The following is an 18122-nucleotide window of genomic DNA, read 5'->3' on the forward strand; positions in this document are numbered from 1 at the left end:
CGCCGTAAACACTCGTTCAATACGACCCCAGCAAACAAGTATCAAATCACCTCTTACCCCGCGGCTGCGGGCCCCTTACAATAGCGCTTTTACAATTAATCAACTGGACGAATAATGCTGCTAGGTGTTGATACCGGAGGAACCTTTACCGACTTTGTGCTGGCACACGGCGGGACACTCCGCATTCACAAGGCGCTTTCAACCCCCGACGCTCCAGAGCGCGCCATACTGCAGGGTATCGCCGAGCTTGGGCTCGAGCAGGCGTTGGCCCGGGGCGAGTTAACGGTGATTCACGGCAGCACAGTGGCCACCAACGCAGCACTAGAGCGCAAAGGTGCTCACACCTTATACATTACCAATCGTGGCTGTGCCGATTTACTCAGCATTGGCCGGCAAACCCGCGAGCAACTGTATAACCTGCAGCCCGAACCGCGCCCAGTGCCTGTAGCACCTGAGGATTGTATCGAGGTGGGCTGCCGCTTAAGCGCCTCAGGGGAGCGTATCAGCGAGCTGAGCGAGGCCGATATGACGCATCTACAGGCGGTAATAGCCGAGCGTCAACCCGCTGCCATTGCCATCAACTTGCTGTACTCGTTTCTCGATGACGGTGACGAGAAGCGCTTGCAGGCAGCTTGCCCCAACAGCGTGTTTAGCTGCCGCTCCTCGTTTGTACTACCGGAGTACCGCGAGTACGAGCGCGGCATCGCCACCTGGCTAAACGCCTACCTTGGGCCGAAGGTACAGGGCTACCTGACTCGCCTACAACAAGGCATCAGCCCCAGCCCGCTAGGCGTCATGCAATCATCCGGCGGCACCATTGATGCCGCCCAGGCCGGCGACCGGGCCGTTAACCTGTTGCTCTCGGGGCCCGCTGGCGGGCTGGCTGCAGCGGCACACTTTGCGCGCTTAGTTGGCAGCGAGGGCGAGCCCGAAAAGCTGCTGACCTTTGACATGGGGGGCACCTCGACCGATGTCGCCTTGATCGATGGTGAGCTGCAGCTGACCAGTGAAGGGCGCCTGGGCCCTTACCCTGTAGCCGTGCCCATGGTTGATATGCATACCATCGGCGCTGGCGGCGGCTCAGAGGCGAGCATCGATGCCGGCGGTTTGTTACAAGTAGGGCCCGAATCCGCCGGGGCCCACCCGGGGCCCGCCTGCTATGGCAAAGGCGGTTTACGCGCCACCGTGACCGACGCCAACGCCGTGCTAGGGCGCTTGCGGCCGGAGTATTTCTTAGGCGGCGCCATGGCGCTGGATACCCCAGCCGCCGAGCAAGCGGTTGACGCCATAGCCAGGCCTCTGGGGCTGACACGGCAGGCCGCGGCGGCCGGTATTATCCAGCTCGCCAACGAGCATATGGTGAGCGCTTTGCGGGTTATGTCCGTCCAGCGCGGCCGCAACCCGCGCGAATTTAGCTTGTGCTGCTTTGGTGGCGCCGGCGGCCTGCACGTGTGCGCCGTGGCGGACGAGTTAGGTATGAGCCGCGCACTGGTGCCCATACACGGCGGCGTATTATCGGCACTGGGAATGTTGGTGGCGCCTCGCGAGCGGCAGCTATCACGCACCATAGGCACCCGGGTTAACGAGTGCGACGCCAGTCATATTGACCAGTTAATCGCTGAGCTCAGCGCCGAAGGCATGCAACAGCTATTAAACGAAGGCGTTGCCCGCGAGCAGATTCAAACTCAAATCAACCTAGATTTACGCTATTACGGCCAGAGCTTCACCCTAAACTGCCCCTTTACCCGACTTACGGCCGCCACTGAGGATTTTCATCGCGCCCACACTCAACGTTATGGGCATCAGCTGGATATACCGGTAGAGCTGGTGAATGTACGAGTAAGAGTGAGCGCCGCCGGCCAGGTGCCACCGCTGCCACCCCTTAACCCGCTCGCGCAATGCACGCCGGAGTACGTCGCCCAGCTGCCTGATATTGGCGCTACCCCGGTGTATTGGCGGGATAAACTGGGGGCTTATGCCAAGCTCGCGGGGCCTGCTTTGATTTGCGAGCAAGTATCCACCACGTTACTGGCGCCTGGGTGGCAAGCCGAGGTAGACGGGCTAGGCAATTTACGGCTGCACAAACCCACCGGATAAAGGCATGGGCTAGCGTGCCGCGTGCTCGCCCAGCACTTGTCCGAGCCACAGGAACTTAACCGTTAATACCTCGGCCCGGGCCGCACTGGGCGACAGCGCCAGATCGTGCATGCCCCCTTCAATTTCCGCCAGTGCTACCTGCTTACCCAGCTTGGGGCCGTAGCGGCGGATATGGTCGACGTTGAGCACCGTATCAACCGCCAGCAGGTCGTCGCTCCACTCGGTGGCACGCATCGATCGCGCCGCGTGCATCACCAACACCGGACACGCAATATCCAGCCCCTGGTGTAACCGCTGCTGGGCAAAGTACACAGCCCGAGCCCAACCGGCCGTTATAGGAAACCCATCGGTTGGCTTAAGGGCAATGTTGTAGTGCCACTCGCCGTGAAAATCACGGTGAATACTTTTGGCGTACATCGAGGGCATACCGTGGTGATAGGCAATATGCGGAAACCAACGGCCCAAAGCCACTACCGTACGCAGCGCCAAACGCTCCCAGCCGTGAAGTGGGAACTCAAAGAACGGGCTGTTTAAATACAGGGCATCGACCGCCTCGCGATAGCGCCCCTCGTGGGCGTAAAGCGAGGCAATCAACCCCCCGGTAGAGTGAGCATTTATCAGCAGATTTTCGGCGCCATCGCTTTTAATTTGCGCAATGGCGGCATCAATTTCGGGGTAGTATTCGGCGATGTCTTCACAGTAGTTAGGGCGTTCATCCGGGCGCAACGAGCGCCCGTAACCGTGTAAATCGAGTGCGTAAAAGGCGTAGCCCTCAGCGCGATAAGCATCGGCCAGGTGCGCCTGAAAAAAGTAATCTGTTAAGCCGTGAATATACAACACGGCGCGCTGCGCCGCTTTGGGATTATCCTCCGCCCGCACCAGCGTGGCGCTAAAGGCGCGGTTTTTATAGTTTACGGTTAATCGGGTTTGCTCAAAATGTTCGAGCTCCGTATCGGCCACCCACTGGCTACCGGCTTGTGCGTTCACCATTACGCTCCTTTATACCATTACTTAATTCGGCTACGGCAACTCGCCCGTGGCGAGCTCTATAGCGCGCGATCCTTCGCGATCGTGCTGCTGCATCACTATAGTGCCACAGTTACATGACACTTCGCTTATCTGAGGATAGACTATATCGTCTAGGTTAAATGATTGCCGTGCGCCACATCTTTTAACTGTCGCTTTCACCGATGCAAGGGGCTTTACTGTGACTAAGCCATCAATAGGTTCCAACACACCCGCGGCCTTGTTACTGGGCCTGTGTTTGTTCGCGGGCGCCGCGCTGTTAGGGTATCAGTTACACAATACCGCTATTGCGGTAAAAGATTATGAGCGTTCCGTGACCGTCAAAGGTCTGGCCGAACAAGAACTTCCCGCCAATATCGTGATATGGCCGGTTAGCTACGCCCTTGCCAACAATGATTTGGCGGCTTTGTATCGTGACATCGATAACAACAGCGAAGCCATTCGCCAATTTTTATTGGCGCACGGTATCGCCTCCGACGACATCAGCGTTAACGTCCCAACCGTGACCGATAAAACCGCGCAATCTTACGGCGGCCCAGAGCCCACGCTCCGCTACTCGGCCACCCAAGTAGTAACGGTCTACAGTACCGATATTAATACCGTGCGCCGTACCATGAACGACGTGGGAGAGCTGGGCAAACAAGGCATCGTACTCACCGCCGGCAACTACGACAGCCAGACAGAGTATTTGTTTACCGGGCTAAACGACATTAAGCCGGCGATGATCGAGCAAGCCACCAACAATGCCCGCGAAGTGGCCAATAAATTTGCCGCCGACTCCAACAGCCGTCTGGGTAAAATTAAACGCGCTTCACAGGGTCAGTTTTCGATCAGTGCGCGCGACGCCAACAACCCACACATCAAAAAAATTCGCGTCGTCTCTACCGTTGAATACTACTTGGCCGACTAAACCATCTGCACCGGGCACACCTTATGACATTTGATTTAAGCTTACAGGAAATTTTCGAGAATTTGGTACGCCTTGGCATCGCTTTGCTGTTGGCCTTGCCGATGGCGTTTAACCGCGAAAAAAGCTCGCGCGGCGCCGGCTTGCGCACCTTCCCACTGGTGGCGCTGGCCGCCTGTGCTTATATGCTGGTGGGAATGGAAGTCTACTCCGGCTCAGATGCCGAAGCGCGAGTCATGTACGGTATTATTACCGGTATCGGCTTTATCGGCGGCGGCGCAATTTTAAAAAATAGCGACCACACGGTGGGCACGGCAACGGCGGCCAGTATTTGGAATACCGGCGCCATTGGTGTATCGGTGGCCTATAACCGCTATGAAATTGCACTGGTGTTATCACTGACTAATTTTATTATTTTGCAGTTTGCCAGCCCACTTAAAAAACATCACAACGGCGACTAACGGTTTATCTTAGCCAGCTGAGTTTTTACCTCAATCCAGCGCGACATAAACTCGGTGCTGCGCACGCTGTGGTAATTAAATAAAGCCCCCAAAATATTGTCGCGGCGCCACTGCTCCAGGTGGCGGTAGCGCTCTCGCAGCTGTGCCATCAGCGCGGGCGCCAGCCGATTGCGTTGATAGTATTTTGCCAGTAGCGGCGCGCAGGCGTCACTAGCACTCTGCCAATCAGCCTCGCTCTGATACAAACGCACCGCCTGTGCGGCAAGCGCCGCCGAACTATTGGCCACCGCTCCCGGCCAGTCGCTATCACCGTGCATACTTTCGGCGCCGATGGCGGTGGTGACACTCGGGGTTGCCGTTAACATGGCATCGAGCAATTTACCCTTAATCCCCGCACCTACGCGCAGCGGCGCCAACAACACACGATACTCAGCGACGGTAGCCAAGGCATCATCGGCCCAGCCCTTCACTAAAAAACCCTGTTGCTTATTGTGTAAGGCGGTGGCCTTGGGCGGCGGGTAGGCGCCGTAAATATGCAGCTCGGCGCGGGGCAACTCACGGCGTATGGCAGGCCACACATGTTGTTTTAACCACAGCACAGCATCCCAATTAGGGCGATGCCGAAAGTTGCCAATACTGACAAAATGCTGCCGCGCGGTAAATTCGGGTGTCCCCGATGATGGCGTGTCAACGGTAAAAGGCAGGTGATACAGAAGCTCTTGCGGCACCTGGCAAAACTCAACCAATAATGAAATCTCAAAACTCGAAATCATCAAGCTGAGGTCGCAGCGGAAAATAGCCGCCAACTCGCGCAGTAACATGTCGTCTTCACGCATTAAGGCAAACAACTCGGCCCCGGTTGCAGCCACCGGGGCAACATCCGCCCCAGCGCGTCCGGCAAGCGAGCGCTTTAAAGCCAATTCGCGAGCGGCGCGCAAGCTGTGTAAATCTTCGGTATCCAATACCCGCAATGCATTTGGCACTGTGGTGGCAACACGCCAGCCAAACTGCTCTTCAGTCACAAAGCGGTCAAACACCACTAGATCGGGTGCCAGCTCAAGCAGCCAGTGCTCAAAGCTGTCGCAGTTAAGAGCGATGGAATGACTGGTGACATGTAGCGCGGCTAAATCACACTGATGCTCTGTGGGCGAGGCGGCCGAGGCAAAATGTACCTGCACACCATCGGCCTGAAAAGCGTCAATCAGGTCGAGAATACGACGACCAGCGGCGGATGAATTGGGCTCGGGCCAGACATAGCCAATGATTAATGCTGTTTGCATCTATTGTTTCCAGGCGAGACTTAGCGTACCAAAATTGTCGCGGGATGAGTCGTGAGTATCTATTTTGGTGCCGGACTTGTAACCAAACGTCAGGCTAACGGCATCCCAGGCATAACTGACACCGGTGGTAAAACTCATTTGCTCATGACGCAAATCAGCTGACGGGCTATCACGGTAGGTATTGCCATTCACCAATATATTATTAAACACATAATCGGCTTCAAAACCCGCGTATACATACCAACCACGCTCAACCGCCGCTGGGCTACTGGTGCGTCCCTGTTGCAATAAAGTGGTTGCAAAGCTGCGCTGTAAACCTCGACCAAAGCGCACAATTGCACCGCCGCCCACGGCGGACTCTAAATTGCCTGCACGCGCCTGCGCGAGCAATACCACATCGGTCATACTGGTTAATTCTTGGCGCCACACCCGGGCCCTACGCAAGGCAAAAACGGGCTCGTTTTCTAGCTGATAATCCCAACCTTTCGGCTCCGTTGAGCCCACTACCTTATGAATAAACTTTTGCGATTGCTCAGCCAATGATATCGGCCCGACCATCCCCGCTGTGGTGCGGATCATGTCGGCAACATTGCCATCCACCACTACACGACTGGCTCGATAAATCAACAGACCGGCGTAAGGAACATCATTGGGATCGGGCACCGGCTTGCTAATATCGGCCGGCGTCACCATCGCCTGCCCGATAGAGTGTTCGTTAAACGCCAGCTCAAAGCTATCATTTAACATCCAGCTTAGGGGCTTAGTCAGCACTGGCTCGTCGATCGGCTCGGAGTCTGCAACCTGGTATAGCGAAGCAAAAATGCCATTGGTATAACCGCCGCCGTCTCGACCTGTAAATACATCATTTTGCCAAACCAATGATACCCAGTCGGTCGCCTCAGCGTGTTCAACAAGCGCTAAGCCCGCCAGCAATACCACCGCTAATGAACAACGGCGTGAACGAGAATTATCCTTTGTGCCTGCGGTCACCTTAGCAACACCCAATCTCATTCGTTGCTGTTTGGTTCGTCGTCTTCAGTGCGGGTATAAACCTTAAAGTTTTCCCGATAGTCTTCGAGGTTATCGCGCAAGTAATCCCGGTACTGATTGGTCAAATAACGCAGCGAAGCATCCAACTCTTCTGTGTATTCTTTGCGGTCAACCGATGAGCTTGCCACGATAAAAGCATTAAAACGCGAAGCGGCCTGCAGCATGGCAGCACTGACCATGCTCGGGTCAATGCTGTCGCAGTGTTCGTTAGCGCGGGAGATAAAGTCATCCACCAGATCCCAGTACTGGCGTTCGTCGTCGGTCAGTGCCATAAGCTCTCTACTTAAGTTAATTCTTGATTAATTCATAAACGTCATGCGGCGTATCAGGCCATTTTGGAACTGATAAATTTTTATGACCTTGGCACTTTGGCGCATCCCGCCCACACTAAAGCTGGCCAACTCCCGTGTGACCACTTTGTCGCCCAGCACAATAACTTTCTCGACCACGGCTTGCGGCTTGCGCTCTTTAAAGGTTTTTCCGGTGGCTTCAATCAGTGCGCCTTTCCCGGCGGTAATGGGGTGGTCGGGGTAGTTGTACACCTCAACGTCCGGGTGAAAGTAACCCGAGTAAGCGGTGACATCGTGATTGTTGTAGGCGCGGGTTTGCTCTTCGATCAGAGTTTCAAGCGGTGCAGCTAACACCGTAACACTGCAACACAATAACCAGACAACAACCGCCAAGCGGTTTACGAAATAGCCCATAGCTGACTCTTTTATCCAAAGGGACGATTGGGTTTACCCAGCAGTACCAACACCAAGGTGGCAATGGGGCCGAGCAACAACGACAATAAAAACCACGCGAGGCCGCTGCGATTTTTGCCCTGCGCCAGACCGGCGTTAATTAACGCCAGGGTACCCCAGCCAACCACATAACCACCGCTTAGCACGACTGTGTCATTCATCGATTACCTCCAGGGTTTTGTTCACCAAACGTTCGGAGCGCTCACCGGCGCCGCTCGATAATTGATAATCCGCGCGGCGGGTTGTGATCAGACGACCGTCATGAACCCGGTAATGGCTGTCGGATTCTATTGTAATGGTAAAACTGATCACGATAAACGCCCGCCCTCGAGCACTCATGCGAGTCCGGCTGGCCAACGGGTTACCCTGCTCATCGGTCCAGACGGTATAAGCGCCGTCGTAGTCTTTAACGTATTTGCGCTGACGCTTGGTTAGGCGCTCGTCGCTTAGCGTAAATTCCAACCGTCGGGCGCGATTGCCTTGATACGTATCCTCCTCGGCGCCGAGATACTCAGCCGTTTGCAGCTCTTGCCTGATGGCGGCCGCGGCCCGCAACATCGGTTGCACATTAGCCAGTGTCAGCTCATCCACCCCGTCTAGCGCTGGGGTTGCCGCATCCGCGTCAGCCGCTCGTTGCTGCGTCTCAAGCGTCATCTGTTGCAACAACTCACTTGAGTAATTCAGGCTAAGCCCTTTATCGCTGTCTTTAACCGTTGCCCAGGCCCGGCCGGTGCGCGAGATCATATCCTCGTCCTCCCCGGCGTTGTGGGCCGAGCTTAACGCCACCTGCGTCGTTAAGCTGCCCGTGGGCTTCAGCCGCGCCAAGGCACGATTTAATTGCTGTAAGCTCGCCTGAGCAAACTCTGGGTCATGTACCTCCTTATCGGCAGCCACAGCCAACATAGCGCCCCCGCCTGCCAATAACATCAGAGCCATACAGCATTGTTTGATCACCTGCACCCACCTCTTTTTGCCGTCGTAGTAGTTGTCGACCCTATGGAACGGGTGGGGTTCATTGCCCAGTACACTCTATTTAACCACCTTAAGGGTACCGACACTCTGTGCGCTTGCGCAAAATGCACAAACCCCACTGCAATTCAAGACTGTTATCATGGCAGGTTTTACGCATAATGCTGAAAACGCCGCGCAGGTGGCCCACAAGACTCCTTGAATTAAATAGGCAAGATCCATGAGCAGTATTTTTCAACGTATCGCCGACGAGCTGAGTGTACGCGAACAGCAGGTAGACGCCGCCGTCGCACTGTTGGACGAAGGGGCCACGGTGCCGTTTATCTCCCGCTACCGCAAAGAGGTCACCGGCGGCCTGGACGACACCCAGATGCGCAACCTGGAAGAGCGTTTGCGCTATTTGCGCGAGCTGGAAGATCGCCGCGAAGCCATCTTGAAAAGCGTCGCCGAGCAAGAAAAACTCACGCCGGCACTCGAGAGCGAGATTCGCGCGGCCGACACCAAAACCCGGCTGGAAGATTTATACCTTCCCTACAAACCCAAGCGTCGCACCAAGGGCCAGATTGCCATTGAGGCCGGGCTCGAGCCACTGGCCGAGGGCTTACTGGCCGACCCGACCCTCGACCCCGAAATCGAGGCCGCAAAGTACCTCAACCCCGAGCACAAAATTGAAGACACCAAGGCCGCGCTGGATGGCGCCAAGTTTATCCTGATGGAGAAGTTCAGCGAAGATGCCGACCTTTTGGCTAAATTGCGCGACTTTTTGCAGAAAGAAGCCAACATCAGTGCTCGTGTTGCCAGCGGTAAAGACACCGACACCTCGCAAGAAGTACAAAAGTTTCGCGACTACTTTGAGCACGACGAACCCCTTAAATCGACCCCCTCACACCGGGCGCTGGCCATGTTCCGCGGGCGCAACGAGGGCGTACTGACCATTGCCATTACCGTCGGCGACCCCAACGAGCCCGCCAGCTCGCACCCGTGCGAAGCCATGGTGGCCGACCACTGGCGCATCCGCGACAATGGCCGGGCGGCGGACAAATGGCTATCTGAAGTAGTGCGCTGGGCCTGGCGCGTTAAGCTGCTTACTCACCTCGAGACCGACTTGCTGGGCGAGCTGCGCGATCGCGCCGAAGAGGGCGCTATTAAGGTGTTTGCCTCAAACCTTAACGACTTACTGCTGGCCGCGCCCGCCGGGCAGAAAGCCACCATTGGCCTCGACCCCGGGCTGCGTACCGGGGTTAAGGTGGCGGTGGTAGACGCCACCGGTAAAGTGCTGGATCACTGTGCGATATTCCCCACTATGCCGCAAAACCGCACCGCCGAGTCGGAGAAGATCCTCTCGGCCCTGTGCCAAAAACACAATGTCGATCTGATCGCCATCGGCAACGGTACCGCCAGCCGCGAGACCGAAAAGTTTGTGAAGGATATGCTGAAAAAGTACCCCGAGCTAAACGCCAAACCGGTGATGGTGAACGAGGCTGGCGCCTCGGTGTACTCGGCCTCGGAATTTGCCGCCAAAGAATTTCCCGATTTAGACGTCACCATTCGCGGTGCGATCTCCATTGCTCGCCGGCTACAAGACCCGCTGGCCGAGCTGGTAAAAATCGACCCCAAATCCATCGGCGTAGGGCAGTACCAACACGATGTATCGCAAACTCAGCTGGCACGCTCACTGGACGCGGTGGTCGAGGACTGTGTAAACGCCGTAGGGGTTGAAGTGAACACCGCATCGGCCGCACTGCTGGCACGGGTTTCTGGCTTAAACACCACACTTGCCAACAATATCGTTGATTTTCGCAACACAAACGGCGCTTTTAGCTCACGCGAACAACTGAAAAAGGTCACTCGCTTTGGCGCCAAGACCTTTGAACAGGCAGCGGGCTTTTTGCGCGTCGCCGGTGGCGACAATCCGCTGGACGCCTCCGCGGTTCACCCCGAGTCGTACGCCGTAGTAGAGACCATTGCCAGCAAAAACGAACGCCATATTGCGGGCATTATTGGCGACTCGGCCTTTTTGGGCAGCCTGAAAGCGGCCGACTACACCAGTGAGCAATTTGGCTTACCCACCATTACCGACATCCTAAAAGAGCTGGATAAGCCCGGCCGCGATCCCCGCCCCGAGTTTCGTACTGCCAAGTTTCAGGAAGGGGTGGAAACCCTAAAAGATCTGGAGCCTGGCATGATTTTGGAGGGCACCGTCACTAACGTCACCAACTTTGGTGCCTTTGTGGATATCGGCGTGCATCAAGACGGCTTGGTGCATATCTCGGCGCTGTCTAACACTTTTGTTAAAGACCCGCGAGAGGTGGTGAAAGCCGGCGACATCGCCAAAGTGAAAGTGATGGAGGTGGACGTAGACCGCAAGCGCATTGGCCTATCGATGCGCTTGGATGACACCCCCGGTGAGAAAACCGGCGGTGGCGATACGCCGCGCCGTGCGCGCAACAACAAGCGTGACAGCGGGCGCAACCAAGGCTCGCAAGGCGGCAACAACAAAGCCGCGCTAGGCAGTATGGGGGCTTTGCTACAGCAGGCCATGAAAAACAAGAACTAGCGCACAAAATAGGGTTGGATGGCGCTCAAGTTTTCGTAGCGGCCGCCGCCAACCCTAATACCGGGGACCCTTGTGTTTCTTGCCCGTATTGTACGGCACGAGGGAACCCGGAATTCCCCCCTTATTCGTTTTTCAAACCCAGCGCAGGCATTAGGCGCAGCACTTCGCGCTGCTCGGCCTCATTAAGCTCACCGTACCAACGCGGATAGGGCCAGCCATAACCCCAGCGGTAGTTGGTGTTAAACAAAGGGCTGCCCCCCACACGCACACCGGCAAGCATCAGCAAGGCAATTTCCGACTCACCCACCTCAGCAACACAAGCCTCCAGGGCCAGGTCGGCGTCTAGTCGCTGCTGATAGGTGCCGCCTTGCCAGTAAGCCAAATCGTGCGCCTCACAGCAGCCCAGCCACAATTGCTCCTGCGCCCAGGTGCCATCAGGGAACGAGCTGCAGCCGTCACTGGCAAACGGCAACAGTACCTGCGCGCTCGTCAGTGGCGCCCAAGCAAGGGTTAACACCGCCACCAGCGCGGCTTTAGGGGCAAGCGTTAACACAACAATCTCTTTATGCTTTTAGCGGGTTTCAGCAATACACTTATTCCACATTCAGCTGCCAGCTTACGCCATAGCGATCGTCCACCCAGGCAAACAGCTCGCTAAAGCCGTAGTCATCCACCGGCATACGGGCTTCACCACCGTCTAATAATTGCCCGTAGGCCGCCCTAAGCTGCTCGGCATTGTCGCAGGTCACAAACAGCGACAATGCCGGGGTAAAACTAAACTCATGCTTAATAGGGCTATCCATGGCCATCAGGGCCTGACCCGCCACAATAAACGATGCTTTTTTTACTGTGCCTTCGGGGCCAGGTTCATCAGCACCGTAATATTCCATCGATAACACGCCAGAATCTTCAAACAGCGAGACATAAAAGCCAATTGCCTCATCGGCGTCGCCCTCAAACATCAACATCGGAACCATTGCCTGTGCCATATAGCCTCCTTAATTGTTACACCATAAATAGCGAGCTGCGGTTTACCGGCGCTAGCCAAAAAACCAATAGGCGATTAATGTTGCCGCAAGCATGCCGGCGCCATCGGCCAGCAAACCGCAGGCCAACGCATACCGGGTGCGCGTAATGGCTACCGCACCGCAGTATACGGCCAACACATAAAAGGTGGTCTCGGTGCTGCCCTGATACACCGCCGCTAAGCGGCCGGCAAACGAGTCCGCGCCGTAAACCTCCATCGTCTCGATCATAAGCGCGCGAGAGCCCGAGCCCGAAAACGGTTTCATTAGAGCGGTCGGTAGGGCATCCACAAAGCGAGTGTCGCCACCCATAAATGCCACCATAAAGCGCAACTGCTCGAGCATAAACTCAAACACGCCAGAAGCGCGCAACAAGCCCAGGGCAAACAACATGGCCACCAAATAGGGGATGATACCAATGGCGATGCCAAAGCCCTCTTTAGCGCCATCGATAAACGCATCGTACATGCGTACCCGGCGCTTAAAGCCGTACAAAAACAACCCCGCGATGAGCGAAATTAGCGTTAAATTACCCACCAATGCCGAGCGTTTGCCTATTTCGCCGTTATCGACACTGGCCGCTAATAAGCCACCGACTATCACCGCCGCGCCAACAAAATACGCCAGCACCACAGGCGACCACAATTTGAGCTTTTGCAGCCAGGCCACCGCTAGCAAACCCACAAGTGTCGAGCAGCTGGTGGCCAGTAAGATGGGCAAAAATACGTCGGTAGGAGTCGCCGCACCCAGCTGCGCGCGATAGACAAAAACCGTGGTGGGTATCAGCGTGACCGAAGAGGTGTTAAGCACCAAAAATAAAATTTGTGCGTTGCTTAAGACACTGGGGGTTTGGTTATGCACCTGTAAATCGCGCATCGCCTGAATACCGGCTGGGGTGGCCGCGTTATCCAGCCCCAGCATGTTTGCCGCCATATTCATGCTGATACTGCTAATAGCTTTGTCGCCGCGGGGCACTTCGGGCATTAACCGGCTAAACAGCGGCGCTAAGCCGCGTGCCAGCTTGGCGCTCAGGCCACTGACATTGGCGATTTGCATCAGCCCCAGCCAAAAACACATAACGCCAATCAAGCCGAGGCAAATAGTGGTAGCAAGTTCAGCCATTTCAAACAAAGAGGCAACCAGCGCATCGGCCACCTCGTGGTGCCCCAACACGCTGGCACTAATGCCCCACAGCAACGAGATAACAATCAGACTGGCCCAGATACGATTGAGCAATGCAAACCCTACTTAATGATGTATGTGCCTATATCACTACACTATAAGCTATAGGGTCACATAAGCACTAGCAAGGTCGGGCTGAGGTGGGAGGGTATCGCCGAGGTAGAGCCCTCACACCCGCCGGCGGATGTGAGGGCAAAGCTTACTCGGCGCTAACCGAGAGGATATAAGCGGCAATTTTATCGCGTGTAGCCTGATCCAAAAAGCTATGAGCCGGCATTACATGGTCGCCCCACTTTCCGCGGCTCCCCTGGGCAATGGTATTGGCGATATAGGCTTTCGGATCCTCTAGGGTGCTGTATTTTTGCTTCACCTGTAAAAAGCTCGGCCCCACCGATGCGGCGTTTTCTTTATGGCAGGCAATACAGCTGGTGCTTTCCGTTAGATCTTTCCCCTGGGCAATTTCCAGCTGAACCTCGTGACCCACACCACCGACCGCATCGCTGGTCTCAATGTCGGCGACTACAGGGTCGACCAACTCGGCATCCGGATCGTAGGTAATAAAGCTAAGCTTGGCGTCTTTACCACCCGCCCACCACTGGGTGCCGTACTCTAACACCCACAGGCGGCCGTCTTTGGTGAAACGCATGTCCAGCGGGCCGGCAAATTTAACGGTCGGAGCAAAGTTATCAATTTTTACGACGTTATCGTCATCGTTTAGGGTGACGACTTTGATCCAGCTGCGCATAAAATCGCCAATAAACAATTTGTTTTGATAGTAGCGCGGGTACGCCAACTCATCATTCCCTTTCGGATAGATACCGGCGACCAGCGCGTTGCGGCCGCCCTGACCCAGCTCGGGGAAGCGGTCAGAGCTGGCATAGGGATACCACATGAGCGCCGGTTGCGCCGGCGGTAAAACATCTAACCCGGTGTTGCGCGGTGAGAAGTTCTGCGCAGCCAGCGGATCAAAAAATTTACCGCTTTTCCCGGCTTGATAATCGTACATACGGTACGGTTTATTGTTGGCCAACATCGTCGGCCAGCCAAAAAAGCCCGGCTCGGTCACCTTGTTTATCTCGTCGTAACCGCGCGGGCCAAACTCTTCGCTATCGGCTTTTGCATCCGGCCCAATGTCACCGTAATACAAATCCCCGGTGCTTTCATCAATCGCAATGGTGTAAGGGTTACGCGTACCCATCACGTAAATTTCAGGGCGCCCTTGCTCTGGCGAGCTGAATAAATTTCCGTCAGGAATTCGGTACCCCCCTTTCTGGTCGGGGTGAATACGCAAAATTTTCCCGCGCAAATCCTGGCTATTGGCTGAGCTGCGCAGCGCATCGTGATAAGTGCCGTCGGGCTTATTATTCATGGGGCCAGAGTCATTCGACTCAAACGGGTTGCTATTGTCGCCAATCGCGATAAATAAATTGCCCGCGTTATCAAACTCCAGATTACCGCCTGTGTGACAACAGGTGTTATCCATGGGGATATCCAGCAGCACCTGCTCCGAGGCCAAGTCTACCTTTTTATTGTTAACACTAAACTGCGCTACACGTTGCAGTAGTTCGGCCTCACCGCTCTCGTCTTCGAGGTTGTACATCACATAGATCTGGTTGTTGTGCGCAAAGCCCGGATCAAACGCCACAGCTATTAACCCAAACTCAATTTTCTTTTTCGGCGCAAACACATCAAATTCCGCCATTGTCTGCAACTCGCGGCTGGCTACATCCAGCCAAAACAGTTTTCCCTGACGCTGAGCAATCATGGCGCCGGCGTAGTCGGTGGTCACATCAAAGCTCACCGGCTCGTCTAAATTATCGACCAATACCTCGCGGGAAAACCGCCGCGGATCCGGCCGCGCGGCTGAATAATCTAGCGGTTGCCGCTCGCCCACGGCGTAATCAAGGCCACCAGCCAAATGCTGTAAAAAACGTGGGTCGCTAAAGGTTTGCTTAGTGTGCCCAAGGCCTGTGTAAAACGAGCGGCCCCCGTCAAACGCCTGATACCAGGCAATGGGGTGATAAGCACCGTGAGTGCCCCCTTGATAGCTGCGCTCATCCACTACCAGTAGATCTTGGCGCAAATCCGATAGCCCGCTAAAGTCATACCATTCATCGGCGATGGTAAACTCATGGGGCATTGTCTGGGTGGCAGGGTGGTGCGAATCCACCACCTTGAGCTTAGCCCGCTGTACATTAGTCGGGTCGCTAGGGTGCGACTCAAAAGCCGCCCCGACCAAACGCCGGTACCAATGCCAGCCACCCTCGCGCTCGGTATCAGCCGCGGCATGAATCCCCACAAAACCGCCACCCGCCTGGATATAACGCTCCATGGCCAGCTGCTGCTGATCATTCAGAATGTCGCCCGTGGTATTAACAAAAACCACGGCCGCCATCTGGCGCAACGTTTCGTCGGTAAACAGGCTGGCATCGTCACTCGCCACCGGCGTTAAGCCTTGCGCCTCAACCAGCTCAGTCACGCTGGCAACCCCATCGGGTATCGATTCGTGTACCCAACCGGCGGTTTTTGAGAAAATCAACACCGACTGTAAACGTTCGTCAGCAGCTTGAACTAAGGGGGCAAGCGGTACGGTCAAAAGACAGACAAAGGCAAAAAAGCGAGAAATCATCATAAGTATGGGCACTTCTGGTTAATCGAATATTTTTATTCTGTCTCAGCTATTTATTCTGTTGCTACGCGTACGAACATAAGCCGATCAAAAAACAATCAAAGCAGTCTAACCCAGCGCCCGCTAATCGTCATTGGGATTATCAATTATTAGGACTACTTTATACTCTTCTTAACAATTACCTAGCGCAATTAACGCCTTCGTTACCCGTTTTTTTACTGATAGAAAAACCTCAAGGATTACACCTACTCAAAAGGCATAAAAACTCTGCGCGGTCCGCCCCCAAACCCACGACTGATCCTCCTCGCTTAAGCCTGCAAAGTAGGCTCCGCAATCTGCTACCCAAGCATCGTAGCTACCCGCCAGGTTCAGCACAGGCCAGTCGCTGCCCCACATGACACGTTTCGGACCAAAGCACTCGAGTAAGTACTCCAGAGCGGGGACTACTGACTGAAAGTTAGGCTGCGACCCCGACTCGGTGAGCAAGCCAGAGAGCTTACAAAATACGTTGTCGCACATCGCCAGCTTAGAAATATCACGGCGCCACTGGCTCAAATTGCCCTGGGCGAGATTAGGCTTGGCGCCATGATCGATAACGATCTTTAACTCCGGGTGCTGCCGCGCCAGCGTGTGTAAATTAGGTAAATGCTGCGGGGTGACTAGCGCATCAAAGCTGAGCTCAAGTTTTGCCAGAAGCTTAAACAACGCAAAAAACGGCGGCTGTAATATCCAGGCAGGATCGGGGATATCCTGCAGCATTGGCCGTACGCCTTTAAAAACTCGCTTCTGGGTCAGGTATCGCAATCGCGCCATCACTTCAGGTGATTCAAAATTTACCCAACCCACTACAGCGGCGACAAAACTATTGTTGTCTGCTAGCGACAATAAAAAATCTGTTTCTGAGTCTGTTGCAGCAGCCTGAACCAGAACTGTTTTACAAATTTGGTTTCTGAGCAATATATCGTTTAAGTGTTCGGGTAAAAAGTCCCGATCTAACGGTTTTAACTCTGGTGTTAGCCAATCGTAATCACCGCGCTCGCGCAGCCAAAAGTGTTGGTGGCTATCCACTTTCACCATAGAGTAACCCAATGGCTGAGTCATACTCAGCCCGCCTTAACCCGAGTAACCGGTAGCGGAGCCGACTCATCAATTAAATGATTAGATTTTAGTGACTGCCAAAACGCATGGGGGATATCTTCATTGAAAAACTCCAGCGTTTTCTTTATATGCTGATCGCTCCCCAGCCCGGGAATAACCGACGCGACACTTGGATGCGCCAATGGAAACTGTAAAGCCGCCGCTGCCAGTGTAACACCGTAATCGGCACACACGGACTCGATGCGCGATACCTTATCGATAATACGTTTAGGGGCAGGGCTATAATTGTACATAGGCGTGTGGCTCGTGTTGACGCCAGAGGCCAATATGCCAGAGTTGTATGGCCCACCCACAATAACCGAGGTGTTGCGCTTTTCGCATTTGGGTAACAGAGTTTTCAGCGAGTCTTGCTCTAGCAAGGTGTAGCGCCCAGCCAATAAAAAGCAATCCCAATCACCGCAATCCAGTGCGGTTTCGCACACCTCACTCTCGTTGACTCCCAAGCCTATTGCTTTTACAGCCCCGCTCGAGCGCAGCTCATCCAGTGCTTTATAGCCACCATCCATAGCGATCTTAAAATACTCATCGTGTTTATCGCCGTGAGTCAAACGCCCGATGTCATGGATATACAAAATATCGACCCGGTCCAGCCCCAAACGCATCAGGCTATCTTCATACGATCGCATTACCCCGTCGTAACTGTAATCGTACTCAAAATCAAAAGGCATCGGCGAAACAAAACCGTGACGCTCGTGACGATAGCCTGAGGGCTTAAGCAGGCGGCCCACTTTGGTCGACAAAATATAGTCGCGCCCTTTTAACGCGCGCAATGCGTCCCCCGTGCGACGCTCACTTAAGCCCTGCCCATAGTGAGGAGCGGTATCAAAATAACGCAACCCCACATCCCACGCTGCGGCTAATATCTGCGCCGCTTGCGTATCAGAAACTGCATGGTAGAGATTACCCACCGGAGCGCAGCCAAAACCCAACTCATTCACTCTTAGGGTAGTATTAGCAATCGTTCGCTTAGCAATAACAGTGGGGCTCATGGGGCATCTCTTATCGTTATAATAATGATTCAAATGCAGTTGGGCAGTA

17 protein-coding genes are annotated in these 18122 nt (G+C 54.8%); 4 read left to right on the plus strand and 13 right to left on the minus strand.

Features of this window, described 5'->3' with window-relative positions:
* Positions 1-114: 114 nt before the first annotated feature.
* On the plus strand, positions 115-2097 hold the full coding sequence (locus SD69_RS01675; RefSeq protein WP_041521832.1) for a hydantoinase/oxoprolinase family protein: 1983 nt from the start codon (positions 115-117) through the stop codon (positions 2095-2097).
* Between the two features lie 9 nt (positions 2098-2106).
* Here the strand turns inward: SD69_RS01675 and SD69_RS01680 are convergent, their stop codons facing one another.
* The gene (locus SD69_RS01680; protein ID WP_052480800.1) at positions 2107-3087 is read right to left on the minus strand and encodes an alpha/beta hydrolase; all 981 of its coding nucleotides are present in this window, start codon (positions 3085-3087) and stop codon (positions 2107-2109) included.
* Positions 3088-3304: 217 nt separating this feature from the next.
* Between SD69_RS01680 and SD69_RS01685 the strand changes: the two genes are divergently transcribed.
* Positions 3305-4033: an SIMPL domain-containing protein gene (locus SD69_RS01685; protein WP_232301129.1), complete on the plus strand. Its 729-nt coding sequence runs from the start codon at positions 3305-3307 to the stop codon at positions 4031-4033.
* Positions 4034-4056: 23 nt separating this feature from the next.
* On the plus strand, positions 4057-4491 hold the full coding sequence (locus tag SD69_RS01690; protein ID WP_041521833.1) for an MgtC/SapB family protein: 435 nt from the start codon (positions 4057-4059) through the stop codon (positions 4489-4491).
* Here SD69_RS01690 and SD69_RS01695 read toward each other — a convergent pair.
* Genes SD69_RS01695 through SD69_RS01720 form a run of 6 tightly spaced genes read right to left on the minus strand, consistent with a single transcriptional unit; the run spans position 4488 to position 8500 of the window.
* Positions 4488-5771, minus strand: a complete 1284-nt coding sequence (locus SD69_RS01695) for a glycosyltransferase (protein ID WP_041521834.1) — start codon at positions 5769-5771, stop codon at positions 4488-4490. The two genes, SD69_RS01690 and SD69_RS01695, sit on opposite strands and share 4 nt — an antisense overlap.
* Positions 5772-6761 carry a lipid A deacylase LpxR family protein gene (locus tag SD69_RS01700; protein WP_041524311.1) on the minus strand — a complete coding sequence of 330 codons (990 nt, stop codon included), beginning with the start codon at positions 6759-6761 and terminating at the stop codon, positions 5772-5774.
* A 17-nt stretch (positions 6762-6778) separates the two neighbouring features.
* The gene (locus SD69_RS01705) at positions 6779-7093 is read right to left on the minus strand and encodes a DUF3144 domain-containing protein (protein ID WP_041521835.1); all 315 of its coding nucleotides are present in this window, start codon (positions 7091-7093) and stop codon (positions 6779-6781) included.
* A gap of 27 nt (positions 7094-7120) precedes the next feature.
* Positions 7121-7525, minus strand: coding sequence for a nuclear transport factor 2 family protein (locus tag SD69_RS01710; protein ID WP_052480802.1), 405 nt, complete (start codon positions 7523-7525; stop codon positions 7121-7123).
* Between the two features lie 11 nt (positions 7526-7536).
* Positions 7537-7725 (minus strand): hypothetical protein, encoded by a 189-nt coding sequence (locus SD69_RS01715; RefSeq protein ID WP_041521836.1) that lies wholly within the window; start codon positions 7723-7725, stop codon positions 7537-7539.
* Entirely contained in the window at positions 7718-8500 is a 783-nt protein-coding gene (locus SD69_RS01720; RefSeq protein WP_041521837.1) for a hypothetical protein, read from the minus strand. Before SD69_RS01720 ends, SD69_RS01715 begins: the two co-directional genes overlap by 8 nt.
* 253 nt (positions 8501-8753) lie before the next feature.
* On the opposite strand from SD69_RS01720, the gene SD69_RS01725 reads away from it, so the two are divergent.
* Positions 8754-11090 carry a Tex family protein gene (locus tag SD69_RS01725; protein WP_041521838.1) on the plus strand — a complete coding sequence of 779 codons (2337 nt, stop codon included), beginning with the start codon at positions 8754-8756 and terminating at the stop codon, positions 11088-11090.
* Between the two features lie 121 nt (positions 11091-11211).
* Here SD69_RS01725 and SD69_RS01730 read toward each other — a convergent pair whose 3' ends face one another.
* The 6 genes from SD69_RS01730 to SD69_RS01755 form a co-directional block, all read right to left on the minus strand.
* Positions 11212-11643, minus strand: coding sequence for an FAD-binding oxidoreductase (locus tag SD69_RS01730; RefSeq protein WP_332307904.1), 432 nt, complete (start codon positions 11641-11643; stop codon positions 11212-11214).
* 40 nt (positions 11644-11683) lie between these two features.
* The gene (locus SD69_RS01735) at positions 11684-12079 is read right to left on the minus strand and encodes a VOC family protein (protein ID WP_041521839.1); all 396 of its coding nucleotides are present in this window, start codon (positions 12077-12079) and stop codon (positions 11684-11686) included.
* 51 nt (positions 12080-12130) lie between these two features.
* The gene (locus SD69_RS01740; RefSeq protein WP_041521840.1) at positions 12131-13351 is read right to left on the minus strand and encodes a nucleoside recognition domain-containing protein; all 1221 of its coding nucleotides are present in this window, start codon (positions 13349-13351) and stop codon (positions 12131-12133) included.
* 145 nt (positions 13352-13496) lie between these two features.
* Positions 13497-15929, minus strand: a complete 2433-nt coding sequence (locus SD69_RS01745; protein WP_084591453.1) for a ThuA domain-containing protein — start codon at positions 15927-15929, stop codon at positions 13497-13499.
* A gap of 246 nt (positions 15930-16175) precedes the next feature.
* Complete coding sequence (locus SD69_RS01750) at positions 16176-17027, minus strand: amidohydrolase family protein (RefSeq protein ID WP_052480803.1); 852 nt, start codon at positions 17025-17027, stop codon at positions 16176-16178.
* A gap of 2 nt (positions 17028-17029) precedes the next feature.
* Complete coding sequence (locus tag SD69_RS01755) at positions 17030-18073, minus strand: aldo/keto reductase (protein WP_041521841.1); 1044 nt, start codon at positions 18071-18073, stop codon at positions 17030-17032.
* Positions 18074-18122: the final 49 nt, after the last annotated feature.

Source organism: Gilvimarinus agarilyticus (assembly GCF_000832015.1).
In the GTDB taxonomy this organism is placed as follows: Bacteria; Pseudomonadota; Gammaproteobacteria; order Pseudomonadales; family Cellvibrionaceae; genus Gilvimarinus; species Gilvimarinus agarilyticus.

Excerpts from the sequence above, each read along its gene's own strand:
- SD69_RS01715 (WP_041521836.1), bottom strand. The coding sequence starts at position 7,725 with ATGAATGACACAGTCGTGCTAAGCGGTGGTTATGTGGTTGGCTGGGGT.
- SD69_RS01705 (WP_041521835.1), bottom strand. The coding sequence starts at position 7,093 with ATGGCACTGACCGACGACGAACGCCAGTACTGGGATCTGGTGGATGAC.
- SD69_RS01750 (WP_052480803.1), bottom strand. The coding sequence starts at position 17,027 with ATGACTCAGCCATTGGGTTACTCTATGGTGAAAGTGGATAGCCACCAA.
- SD69_RS01695 (WP_041521834.1), bottom strand. The coding sequence starts at position 5,771 with ATGCAAACAGCATTAATCATTGGCTATGTCTGGCCCGAGCCCAATTCA.
- SD69_RS01725 (WP_041521838.1), top strand. The coding sequence starts at position 8,754 with ATGAGCAGTATTTTTCAACGTATCGCCGACGAGCTGAGTGTACGCGAA.
- SD69_RS01720 (WP_041521837.1), bottom strand. The coding sequence starts at position 8,500 with ATGGCTCTGATGTTATTGGCAGGCGGGGGCGCTATGTTGGCTGTGGCT.
- SD69_RS01755 (WP_041521841.1), bottom strand. The coding sequence starts at position 18,073 with ATGAGCCCCACTGTTATTGCTAAGCGAACGATTGCTAATACTACCCTA.
- SD69_RS01690 (WP_041521833.1), top strand. The coding sequence starts at position 4,057 with ATGACATTTGATTTAAGCTTACAGGAAATTTTCGAGAATTTGGTACGC.
- SD69_RS01745 (WP_084591453.1), bottom strand. The coding sequence starts at position 15,929 with ATGATGATTTCTCGCTTTTTTGCCTTTGTCTGTCTTTTGACCGTACCG.
- SD69_RS01680 (WP_052480800.1), bottom strand. The coding sequence starts at position 3,087 with ATGGTGAACGCACAAGCCGGTAGCCAGTGGGTGGCCGATACGGAGCTC.
- SD69_RS01675 (WP_041521832.1), top strand. The coding sequence starts at position 115 with ATGCTGCTAGGTGTTGATACCGGAGGAACCTTTACCGACTTTGTGCTG.
- SD69_RS01735 (WP_041521839.1), bottom strand. The coding sequence starts at position 12,079 with ATGGCACAGGCAATGGTTCCGATGTTGATGTTTGAGGGCGACGCCGAT.
- SD69_RS01710 (WP_052480802.1), bottom strand. The coding sequence starts at position 7,525 with ATGGGCTATTTCGTAAACCGCTTGGCGGTTGTTGTCTGGTTATTGTGT.